Annotated in this window: 9 protein-coding genes and 1 tRNA gene; 7 read left to right on the top strand and 3 right to left on the bottom strand. The window is 39.1% G+C overall.

The window, feature by feature from the left end:
• The first annotated feature begins 144 nt into the window (after window positions 1-144).
• Window positions 145-1,305, top strand: coding sequence for an LPS export ABC transporter periplasmic protein LptC (gene lptC / locus ACM03V_RS01475; protein ID WP_414618977.1), 1,161 nt, complete (start codon window positions 145-147; stop codon window positions 1,303-1,305).
• A gap of 128 nt (window positions 1,306-1,433) precedes the next feature.
• Here the strand turns inward: lptC and ACM03V_RS01470 are convergent, their stop codons facing one another.
• Window positions 1,434-2,756 (bottom strand): D-alanyl-D-alanine carboxypeptidase, encoded by a 1,323-nt coding sequence (locus tag ACM03V_RS01470; protein WP_414618965.1) that lies wholly within the window; start codon window positions 2,754-2,756, stop codon window positions 1,434-1,436.
• 1,285 nt (window positions 2,757-4,041) lie between these two features.
• On the opposite strand from ACM03V_RS01470, the gene plsX reads away from it, so the two are divergent.
• From plsX to ACM03V_RS01440, 6 genes are all read left to right on the top strand, one after another.
• Window positions 4,042-5,064 carry a phosphate acyltransferase PlsX gene (gene plsX, locus ACM03V_RS01465; RefSeq protein WP_414618964.1) on the top strand — a complete coding sequence of 341 codons (1,023 nt, stop codon included), beginning with the start codon at window positions 4,042-4,044 and terminating at the stop codon, window positions 5,062-5,064.
• A 123-nt stretch (window positions 5,065-5,187) separates the two neighbouring features.
• Window positions 5,188-6,180, top strand: a complete 993-nt coding sequence (locus tag ACM03V_RS01460; RefSeq protein ID WP_414618963.1) for a beta-ketoacyl-ACP synthase 3 — start codon at window positions 5,188-5,190, stop codon at window positions 6,178-6,180.
• Window positions 6,181-6,398: 218 nt separating this feature from the next.
• Window positions 6,399-7,286, top strand: a complete 888-nt coding sequence (gene fabD / locus ACM03V_RS01455; protein WP_414618962.1) for an ACP S-malonyltransferase — start codon at window positions 6,399-6,401, stop codon at window positions 7,284-7,286.
• Window positions 7,287-7,350: 64 nt separating this feature from the next.
• The gene (locus ACM03V_RS01450; protein ID WP_414618961.1) at window positions 7,351-7,989 is read left to right on the top strand and encodes a lysophospholipid acyltransferase family protein; all 639 of its coding nucleotides are present in this window, start codon (window positions 7,351-7,353) and stop codon (window positions 7,987-7,989) included.
• A 145-nt stretch (window positions 7,990-8,134) separates the two neighbouring features.
• Complete coding sequence (locus tag ACM03V_RS01445) at window positions 8,135-9,172, top strand: AI-2E family transporter (protein ID WP_414618960.1); 1,038 nt, start codon at window positions 8,135-8,137, stop codon at window positions 9,170-9,172.
• 151 nt (window positions 9,173-9,323) lie between these two features.
• Entirely contained in the window at window positions 9,324-9,626 is a 303-nt protein-coding gene (locus ACM03V_RS01440; RefSeq protein WP_414618959.1) for a DUF2288 domain-containing protein, read from the top strand.
• Window positions 9,627-9,715: 89 nt separating this feature from the next.
• On the opposite strand, the gene ACM03V_RS01435 is transcribed toward ACM03V_RS01440, so the two are convergent.
• Window positions 9,716-10,261 (bottom strand): YdcF family protein, encoded by a 546-nt coding sequence (locus ACM03V_RS01435; protein ID WP_414618958.1) that lies wholly within the window; start codon window positions 10,259-10,261, stop codon window positions 9,716-9,718.
• 582 nt (window positions 10,262-10,843) lie between these two features.
• Window positions 10,844-10,917, bottom strand: a tRNA-Arg gene (locus tag ACM03V_RS01430).
• Window positions 10,918-10,942: the final 25 nt, after the last annotated feature.

The following is a 10,942-nucleotide window of genomic DNA, read 5'->3' as shown; positions in this document are numbered from 1 at the left end:
CGTAGTAGCGCTTCAGCGCATCCGGATTCCGGATGCGCTGAAGCGCTACTACAAACTCAAAATAAATCAAAAGCACGGATAATTTTAATTTTTTCTACGTCTGTTAACAGAGTATGGCGCAAAAAACTTTCTATAATATCCAGGATGAAAAGCTTAACTCGCAAGACTTTTAGCCTCTGCCTTCTGCCCTGCGCCTTCTTTCTTCTGACATTAGTTAGTTGTGGAGGTGAGAAGCCCAATCTTGACTCCGAACCAGTTGAAGACGAATCCGTACAAGAAGACGAAAGTAACTTTACTTTCCAAGGTGTAGCTTTAGAACAATTTGATGAAAAAGGTCAGCCAATTTGGAAGGTAAATGCTAAACAAGCTAAATATACCAAAGAAAAACAAATTGGTAATGCTGAGAATCCTTATGGCGAACTGTATCAAGACGGTAAAATAGTTTACAAGATTACGGCAGACAAAGCCGATATTAGGCAAGACGGAAAGCAATTATTTCTTAAAGGTAAAATTGTTGCAACCGATCCAGAAAATGGTGTGGTATTGCGAGGTAATGAATTAGAATGGCGGCCTAAAGAAGATTTAATGATTGTTCGCAATCAACTTAACGGTACTCACAAACAGTTACAGGCAGTAGCCAAAGAAGCAAGAGTTAAAACCCGCGAACAGCGGATTGATTTTTCTGGGGGAGTCGTAGCCAAATCGTTCGATCCCCAACTGCAAATGCAAACCGAGCAATTAACCTGGATGATTAAACAGGAAAAACTAATTGGCGATCGCACCATGCAGATTAACCGTTTCGAGAATAATAAACTTACCGATCGCGGTAGGGGAGATGCTGCTGAAATTTTCTTAAAAACAAAAATTGTCAATATTACAAAAAATGCCTTTATAGAATTATTAGATCCTTTGGTGCAAATAGCTAGTAATTCCCTAACTTGGAATGTAAACGCCCAAAATATTAAAACAAATGCACCAGTAAAAGTGGTACATCGTGCTGAAAATATAACTGTAACCGGGAATCGAGGTGAATTAAAAATACCCCAAGATACAGTTTTTGTTCAAGGAGACGTTAAAGGTATCGGAAAAAAAGGTCAGTCTATTCAATCGAATAATTTAACTTGGTATTTAAACAAGCAATTAGTAGAAGCTTCTGGAAACGTAACATACGCTCAAACAGAACCTCAATTAACTTTTAAAGGTGATTCTGCAACTGGTAATTTTAATACAGAAAATGTGGTTGTTAAAGGGGGAGGTTCAAATAATCGGGTGATAACAGAGATTATTCCCAACCTCAACAATTAACAGTTATCAGTTAGCAGTGATCAGTTATCAGTGATCAGTTAATAATCGGCTAAAGCAAGAAGTAAATTGTTCCTTCGTATCGGATCGATGATAAATGTTAGCTGTTCACTGTTCACTGATAACTGAATTCAGCTTTTATACAAAATGTCATTGCGACTAGCTTTACCTAATTCTGGTATGGCTTTTTCCCCTTCAGTAGGACTAATACCAGTTGAAGCGGTTGCTGGTACTTGCAATTCTTTGAGGGTTTTTTGCAGTAACTTGTCTTGTTCGGAACGGAAACCCGGAACGTAAACACCTTTGTTGATAACTGCGAACCAAACTAAACCGCGATCTTTTGTCGGCATTACTCCTGCTAAAGCGCTGACATCTCTTAAGGTACCAGTTTTAAAGGCTGTGTTTTTAGGAATGCGTCTGGCGTAAGTTGTGCCGCGATGATCTAAGCCGGAAGTGGGGAACAAGTCAGCTACCGTCAGATTATGAGGAGTTACTAAACGTTGAATAGCCATTAACATCGCAGTGGCAGCCCTGGGAGAAATGCGATTTTCTTGTCCTAAGCCGGAACCGTTAATTAATTGAATTTCTTCTTGCGGTACTCTGGCAAGTTTGGCAGCAATTGATTGGACTACACTTGCTCCACCTACTGATTCTGCAAGCATTTCGGCCATTTCATTGTTGCTGAAAACGTTCATTTCATTGATTAACTGTGTTATGGGCAATGAACGATGACGTATCAACTCGGTTTGAGAAATTTCAATCTTGTCTTTGACTTCAACAATTCCGGTAATTGGGACTTGAGGTTTTGGGGTACCTTTGGGCATTCGCGAATACTGAGAGGCTATACCTCTATCCCAAGTAGCAAAATTGAGCGCCCTTTTCAGTGCTTGCCCTGCTAATGTGGGATTGCGTTGGAAATTCATCGCAAATTTACCAACAACGATTAAATTTCCATTGACGCGCTTTATACCCATTTTGTTGAGCGTATTGCCAATAGTTATTGCTTCTTCCCAAACAAATAAAGGATCGCCACTAGCATTAACTACTAAATTTCCTTCTAATACACCGTTTTTAACAGGTCCGGTAGCACTTATTAAAGTTTCAAATTTGTGGTCGTAGCCCCATTTATTAAGAGCAGCAAGTGAAGTTGCAATTTTCGTTAAAGAAGCAGCAGGTAAAGGTTTTGTACCTTGATGGTTAGCCATTAGTATGGGACCTGACTGCATCCAAATACCCTGAACTTCGGTTTGTTCTGGTTTAATCAGTTTTAATGCCTGTAGCTCTTTGAGATATTCACGTATTGTATTGCTTCTGGCTGGGTTTGGATCGGGGCTGAGAACTAAGCCGGTACCAGCTTGCCAAGCTAACGTATCTAAAGCCTGCATTGGCTTAACTTGTACTCCTGCCATGTCTAGCCATAACGAAATTAAACCCGAACCAAACAATTCCAGCATTCTTTGCTCCTATACAAGTAACTGCTACCTTTTTCGCTGTAATATTACGCACAAAGCAAACCCATTAGCATGCTCGTAATCATAACCGTTGATTATTGCTTCTGGAAGAGTGCCATATAACAAAGTTTTGCAATCTGCCTCAACCATTATGCTTAAATTTTTAAGTAATGGATTTTATTATCACACTTCGAGGCGCGATCGCACCAAATTGATTGCGGAAAAAACACTTATGTGGATGAACCGGGGAATAAGCCCTTCTTCGCTATTAAATATAAATTTATAGTGTTTTTATAAGTAATATGGAGGGTTTTGACAAAGTTCATAAAATATTTGATAGACAATGCTTTGAGCAAAATTTGAGCCTTGATTTAATAGATATCTAAGACAGTAGGTTCCTCTATGGGTAAGATAAGCGACAGCGACACAGTATTAATTACAAGATATATATGCTCTCAACGGTACAGTTTACCGGCAAGCAAAAACTGAAAACGCCCTTTTTAAACGGATGTCATAGGCGTAACTGTGAACCTCTTCTAGATATTTAAGAGCAGATCGGGAAAATTTGATTATTTTTTCGATTTTGGATCGGAAATAGCGGTTTATTCGAGCTTTTGTTCAGTCGATCGCAATATGAAAAAAATGAATTAATGTCGCTCTTGATTTATTTCTTAGTTTTTTAGCAGCGAGTATGCGCTCGGTATCTATAAAAAGTCCCAAGCGTTTTATAATTATCGTCTTTTTTCCCTATTTGTTCTTGTAGGAATATTTAACAGCGCATAACAAGTCGAGTACAGAATAATACTTAAAAATAGATCGTATAAAAATTAATTTTAAATTTAATTATTTTAAAAATTAATACACACACAGACCGTATGTACTACAAATTATGTTAACCTTATTTATCTCGCTTAAAGACATTTATGCAAATTTATACAAATAAAATTTGAATTTTGGATCGGATAGATAACAATCATTTTTTCCTCAATGTAATATAACTACTGCCTCGTGCAATCTATGTATTCTTGCTTTTGCCTTCGGGATGGTTTAATAGTACTTCACGCAAGGGCAGCAATGTTGTTTCGGAACGCATTCACCGCCCTTCTATTGCTCAAAACATTTACCTGTCAAGAGATGAGAGTGGAGTGATAGAGGTGAATTCATGTTATGTTGAGCAAAAGTCGAAGTTGATGCCTTACTTAAACAAGTAAGATTTGGTAGTTAAAAATCTACTGCTACTAGTAGGGGCATCTGGTAAAATTTGTAAGGTTTCTGGAAGCTCTGAGCAATGGGATCGACTGGCGTAAGAATCGCTATTGATGCAATGGGAGGAGATAATGCACCTAGCGAAATCGTGGCTGGCGCACTGCGAGCCGTCGAAGAATTAGGTGTAAAAGTATTGTTGGTAGGCTCCCCCGAAGATATTGAACGAACACTGCCATCATCAATCAAGTCAGAACAAGTTGAAATTGTCCCTGCCGAAGGCGCGATCGCGATGGATGAGGAACCTTTAAGCGGCATTAGACGCAAACCGAAGGCTTCCATCAACGTGGCGATGAGCTTAGTGAAAAAGGGACAAGCTGATGCTGTAGTTAGTGCCGGTCATTCTGGTGCAGCAATGGCAGCAGCTTTACTTCGCTTGGGAAGACTTCCGGGCATCGATCGTCCAGCAATTGGTGCAGTATTCCCGACGATGGTGGCTAGCAAACAAGTCTTAGTACTTGACGTTGGCGCTAACGTAGACTGCCGTCCTAAATTTTTAGAGCAATTTGCCGTTTTAGGTTCGGCTTATTCTCAGTATGTTTTGGGTGTGGCAGAACCCAAAGTTGGTTTATTAAATATTGGTGAGGAAGAATGTAAAGGTAACGATGTTGCCATACGCGCTCACCAAATGATTAGTAAAAATACTCAAGTCACTTTTATTGGCAATGCCGAAGGGCGCGATGTGCTTTCTGGTAACTTTGATGTGATTGTATGTGATGGTTTTGTAGGCAATGTATTATTAAAATTTGCCGAAGCAGTCGGGGATATTATGTTGCAAATTATTCGCGAAGAATTACCCCAAGGATTGCGCGGCCAGCTTGGCTGTTCTATCTTAAAACCAAACCTGAAACGAATTAAACAGCGGGTAGACTCAGCAGAACATGGCGGTGGTTTACTTTTAGGCGTAAACGGCATATGTGTAATTGGTCACGGTAGCTCCCAAGCTCCTTCAATTTTCGGTGCAATTCGTCTAGCGAAAGAAGCTGTGGACAATCAGGTACTACAACGCATTCACTCTAATAATCTGAGCGAAAAAAGCGTTTTATGAATTAGCTTTCTTAGGCAATTAATATTACTAGTCTATAGTCAGTTTTTTATACTGGCTGTAGGCTAATAATCATTATCGTAGAGATTGTTACGTCCTTCTAGCGGATAGCTGCGGAGAGAATGAGTGCAAAATTTAGGAATAGCGATGACAGGAAGTGGCTCGGCTGTGCCAGCAACCTTTCTAGATAACCAGGGGCTAAGCGGGCTAGTTGACACATCAGACGAATGGATAACCAGCAGAACGGGAATTCGCCAGCGAAGATTAGCAATGGCGACTGAATCTGTTACTACTATTGGTACTGCTGCTAGTCTCAAGGCATTGGAAATGGCACAAGTTGAAGCAAAAGATTTGGATTTGATTTTGCTGGCTACTTCCACTCCTGATGACTTATTTGGTAGCGCTAGCCAAATTCAAGCTGAATTAGGAGCAAGCAGGGCAGTAGCATTTGATTTGACTGCGGCTTGTTCTGGTTTTGTGTTTGGATTAGTAACTGCCGCCCAATATATCAGGACAGGTGTATTTCAAAATGTACTCTTGGTTGGGGCGGATATCCTCTCTCGTTGGGTGGATTGGCAAGACAGACGCACCTGCATATTATTTGGCGATGGTGCTGGAGCCGCTGTATTGCAAGCCAATAAAGAAGACCGTTTGTTAGGTTTTGAAATCAAAAGTGATGGCAGCCTTAATAGCTGTCTTAAACTTGCCTATACACCTCAATCGCAAGAACTGACAAATGGTGTAAGTATTTCAAAAGGCAATTTTGGTAATGTCTCGATGAATGGCAAAGAAGTTTATCGTTTTGCCGTGAAGCGAGTACCGGAAGTTATTGACAAAGCTTTGTTTCGTGCAAATCTGACTGTCGAACAAGTGGATTGGCTGCTATTGCATCAAGCCAACCAACGCATTCTTGATGCAGTTGCCGAACGTCTTTCTATTCCATCAGAAAAAGTAATAAGTAATGTGGCTAATTATGGCAATACTTCTGCTGCTTCTATACCAATCGCATTAGATGAAGCAGTACGAGAAGGCAAAATAAAACCCACAGATACCATCGCTGCATCAGGTTTTGGGGCTGGATTAACTTGGGGCGCGGCAATTTTTAAATGGGGAAGATAAGAGTTAGGAGTTATGAGTTAAGAGTTATGATTTGAAAGCATTCAATCAAATCAATAAGTATTTTTGAACGTTTTGAAAGCTTGGACTTGCGATTGTTTTCTCTAACAACACTGTTCGGTTCCTGACTGTGTTAATTCGTTGAAACAAATATTGGAACAAATCTAATTTCCTAACTAATAACTAACAACTATTAACTAACAACTATTAACTAACAACTAATGACTAAAACCGCATGGGTGTTTCCCGGACAAGGTTCCCAAGCGTTGGGAATGGGAATGGATTTACTGGAATTGTCAGAAGCGAAGGAAAAGTTTGTTCAAGCTGAAGAGATTTTGGGCTGGAGTGTTAGCGACATCTGCCAGAATCACGAAGACAAATTGGCTCGTACTCTTTACACTCAACCTTGCTTGTATGTAGTAGAAACTATTCTTGCCGATGTTATCCGTAAAGCAGAAAAACCGGATTTAGTCGCCGGACATAGTTTGGGAGAGTATATTGCTTTATATGTAGCAGGGGTATTTGAATGGGCTGCTGGTTTGCGTTTGGTAAAGCGTCGTGCCGAACTGATGGAAAATGCTGCTGGTGGCAAGATGGCAGCTTTGATTGGCTTTGATAAAGAACAATTGGATCGAATTCTAGCCGAAACAAACGATGCAGTTTTGGCGAATGACAACAGTTCCGCACAAGTAGTAATTTCCGGTACACCTGAAGCTATAGAAAGCGTCTTGGCTCAAGTCAAAGCAAAACGGAAATTACCATTAAACGTATCGGGAGCCTTTCATTCACCGATGATGGCAGAAGCATCTGCTGAATTTAAAAATGTATTAGCAACCGTAGAATTTCATCAAGCTACCGTACCTGTTATATCCAACGTTGAACCAGTACCCACCGTAGAAGCCGATATTTTAAAGCAACGTTTAGTTAAACAAATGACCGGAAGCGTCCGCTGGCGAGAAACAGCATTAGCACTACCAGAGCAAGGAATTGAAAGAGTTGTAGAAATTGGGCCTGGAAACGTCTTAACCGGCTTAATCAAACGTACCGCCTCCGGCTTAAAATTGGAAAACGTGCGCTCTGCTGCGGAAACGGAATTAGTTAGGAGTTAAGAGTTAAAAATTATCTTCCCCTCTCCCATGCCCAATTCCCATGCCCCATGCCCATTTATCAAATATGTCTCGAAATCGCGAACCGTTTGTTAGCCTGCTACTTTACCGCGCGTTGAAATACTCGGTAGTAAATCCGATGCTTCTCGCTTACTTCCGAGGGCGTATTTATGGAGCGGAAAATGTCCCTCGCAATGGCTCATTGGTGATAGTAAGCAATCATGCTAGTAATTTTGACCCGCCAATTGTTTCTGTTAGTGTTCGTCGTCCGGTATCTTATATGGCGAAGGAAGAATTATTTAGAATTCCCGTTTTGAAACAAGCGATTCAGCTATATGGTGCTTATCCTGTAAGTAGGGGAAGTGGCGATCGCAATGCAATTCGTAAGGCTTTGGAGTATCTAAACGGCGGTTGGGCTGTAGGTGTTTTCTTGCAAGGTACTCGCACCAAAGATGGACGAATTACAGATCCTAAGCGAGGTGCGGCGTTAATTGCAGCAAAAGCAAATGCACCAATTATACCAGTATGCTTATGGGGTACTCAGGACATTGAGCAGAAAGGTGAGGCTGTTCCTCAAAGGGTTCCGGTAACAGTCAGAATTGGCGAATTGATTTCTGCTCCAACTTCCACAACCAAGGAAGATTTAGAAGCTGTAACCCAAAAATGCGCTGTAGAGATTAATAAAATGCACGATTTGGGACGTTAAGTTGGCAATAATCAAAAATATGCTTAAAGGAAGTAGTATTAGCAGTTAAAAATGCTTAGATTGAACTTTAGACATTTTTAAGATCCTAAATTTAATCTTATTTAATTTGTCTCCTGCTTCCTTGCTTCTACTTCCTTAATATCATATGAACGATTCAGACGGCAATAATTTTTTAAATCGATTAAATAATTTTTCTTTAGTTCGCTTTTTACTTTTCGCTGCTTGCGGCTGGACAATCGTACAATTAATCGCTTATTTTGAAGCGATTATCGTTATTTTTACGTTTGCCGCAATTTTAGCTTTTTTACTTAGCTATCCCGTGCAGTGGCTGAAACACTTTGTACCTCACAGTGTCGCGGTTATTTTTATTTTCCTAATTAGTATAGTTATTCTGGGCAGTTTAGCTATCGCGGCAGGCTTGGGGCTTTTATCTCAGGGACAACAATTAATTGATAGTGCAGCAACTTTTTTAAATGATTTAATACCTTTGGTACAGCGATTAGAGGAAATTCTCAGAAACCGAAAACTTCAGATAGATTTAAGTTACTTAGAACAGGTATTAAGAGAACAAGCTATTGCTAGACTTAGTAATATTTTATTTTTATTCCAAAGTTTTATTACTAATTTTGCGACTTTCGTTTTAATTGCGGTTGTTTCCTTTTTTATGCTCCTTGAAGGAGAACAACTTTGGGATTTTATTTTGAAAATAATACCTAAACCTCGACGTACAAAGTTTGAAAAAGTTATCAAACGAGCTTTTCTTGGCTTTTTTCGAGGTCAGTTATTATTAACATTGTTTCTTACAGTCTCAACATTCTTTGTTTTTGTACTGTTGCGAGTACCTTTTCCTTTAGTATTATCTGTAATCGTTGGTTTTATTGATATTATTCCAGGTATTGGTGCAACTTTAGGAATTGGTTTAATCACCTTAATAGTATCGTCTCAAGGTGTATGGTTGGGACTTAAGGTATTAGGAGCCTGTATTGTACTTCAACAAATTCAAGATAACTTAATTGCACCTAGAGTAATGCAGGATGCACTTAATCTAAATCCGGTTGTAATATTTTTTGCTTTACTAATAGGCGCTAGAATTGCAGGTTTATTAGGTATTTTTATCTCTATTCCCATTGCAGGAGTCATTGTTTCATTATTTGAAATTGATGCAATGAAAGCTGAGGTTTAATCAGTATCTATGAGTAAAATAATCCAACCCATAATATTTTATGATGCAGGCGGAACCCGATCTTTTTAGCCAAACTAAGTTTTTGAATTTTCACATTCACAAATAATTTAAAATTGTTATATATTAATTATTGAAGAATAAATAATGACTGATGACAAATCAAGATTTAAGAGCGCAATTAGATCAAAACCTTGATGAAGCTGAATGGGAATGGTTGATTCCTCACGCCCAAAAAGATTCTGTAATTATAGTAGCTTCTGAATTAGATTTATTAGATGTAGGTGAAGCTATAGCTGGCGATAAAGCCTCTGAAGTTCAAAATTGGATTGATGAAGCGTTGATTGCTAAACCTTCAGCAGTACAAATTGGAGAATGGAATATGCAGCGAAAAAAACTGTTTAACGCTTTGATCGTGGAGCCTTTTGTTTTGGTGCAAGAAAAAGCTGCGGCGTAAATTTTAATTTTTAATATTTATTTGCGATTATTTTTTGGTGTTAGGGAGTAGGGAGTAGGGAGTAGGGAACAATAATTCTTCCTCCGCTTCTATTTCTCCCCACCACCCAAACCAGTAGCAACCCACACGATTGATCTAACTCCGTCGCGGATAGACTTTTCTACTGGTTCGGAATTATTTTGTGAAGGCACGGATACTGTTTTAAAGTCAATTCCTCGACTACCTAAAACAATCTCGCCAACTACGCTAGCACGAGGCATATGGTAATCGGAAGTGACTAAATATAATTTCTTGATTCCTCTTTTTTTTAAATCATCTACTAATGTCGTAAAATTTTCTACTGTATTATTGGCTCGATAGTCTAAGTACAAACGCTTTTGATCGACACCAGCTTTGATAAATACCTTTTTTGTCGCACCTTCTGGACTTCCTCCCGAAATCCAAATCGGTAGGTTAGGATATTGTTTTGCAAAGTCAGCTGTGAATTTTTCTCTTTCTAACCTTTTAGTAGAACCTCCTAAAACCAAAATTGCTTGGGGCTGTACAAATACAGCTTGAACTTTTTTGTAACCCCATAATAAGGTTAGGGGTAGAATGATCGGTATTAACCGTGAAGTAATTCCTTTGGGGAGCATTTTATTTAAGAGTGTGTAGCTTAGACTATCTAGAAAGGAATTTTTTCTAGAAAAATAAAAATAACGCAGCAAGATATACGCTTCACATTTAATATGTCCAACAAAATATAAATATTTTGTGGAAAAATGCACAGGGGGTAACACCCCTTAGCGACCAATTATCGAGCTTTTAGCTTTTAGTTTTTAGCTTTTAGCTTTTAGCTACGAGAGGGTAAAACCTCACTGATAAACATAGGTGTAAGCCGTTTTGTTGGGGTTTAAATCCCCATCCAATTCCCTGGCTTAAGCTGATAGCTAATAGCTTTTAATTCGGTCGAAGTATATTCCCAAGTATTTGAAGAACCGTTCTTGACTATTGTTTAAGTAACGAGAACGTATTGTATTGCACCAGAACTAACTTGTTTTGACGAATAGATATCATCAATGTTCGCTAACGCGCAAAAATAATCATTTACTAGTTTATATGCACTGCCTATTGGATTGCAGCAACAAGGAATACCAGACTTAATCAAAGATTGTATCTGTTTTAGGGGGTGAAATAAAAAGTATATTGAATAACTTTATTCTTTTTTTTTCGGAAAACGGGACTGGCAAGGCTCGAACCTGCGACCTAGCGCTTAGGAGGCGCTCGCTCTATCCTGCTGAGCTACAGCCCCAAATTGTTATTTTTATAATAACATT

This window comes from Calothrix sp. CCY 0018 (assembly GCF_963920925.1).
GTDB lineage: Bacteria > Cyanobacteriota > Cyanobacteriia > Cyanobacteriales > Nostocaceae > Rivularia.
Note: the sequence above shows the minus strand (reverse complement) of the source record. Positions and strands in the feature narration are given on the sequence as shown.

Excerpts from the sequence above, each read along its gene's own strand:
- lptC (WP_414618977.1), top strand. The coding sequence starts at position 145 with ATGAAAAGCTTAACTCGCAAGACTTTTAGCCTCTGCCTTCTGCCCTGC.
- ACM03V_RS01470 (WP_414618965.1), bottom strand. The coding sequence starts at position 2,756 with ATGCTGGAATTGTTTGGTTCGGGTTTAATTTCGTTATGGCTAGACATG.
- plsX (WP_414618964.1), top strand. The coding sequence starts at position 4,042 with ATGGGATCGACTGGCGTAAGAATCGCTATTGATGCAATGGGAGGAGAT.
- fabD (WP_414618962.1), top strand. The coding sequence starts at position 6,399 with ATGACTAAAACCGCATGGGTGTTTCCCGGACAAGGTTCCCAAGCGTTG.
- ACM03V_RS01450 (WP_414618961.1), top strand. The coding sequence starts at position 7,351 with ATGTCTCGAAATCGCGAACCGTTTGTTAGCCTGCTACTTTACCGCGCG.
- ACM03V_RS01445 (WP_414618960.1), top strand. The coding sequence starts at position 8,135 with ATGAACGATTCAGACGGCAATAATTTTTTAAATCGATTAAATAATTTT.
- ACM03V_RS01440 (WP_414618959.1), top strand. The coding sequence starts at position 9,324 with ATGACAAATCAAGATTTAAGAGCGCAATTAGATCAAAACCTTGATGAA.
- ACM03V_RS01435 (WP_414618958.1), bottom strand. The coding sequence starts at position 10,261 with ATGCTCCCCAAAGGAATTACTTCACGGTTAATACCGATCATTCTACCC.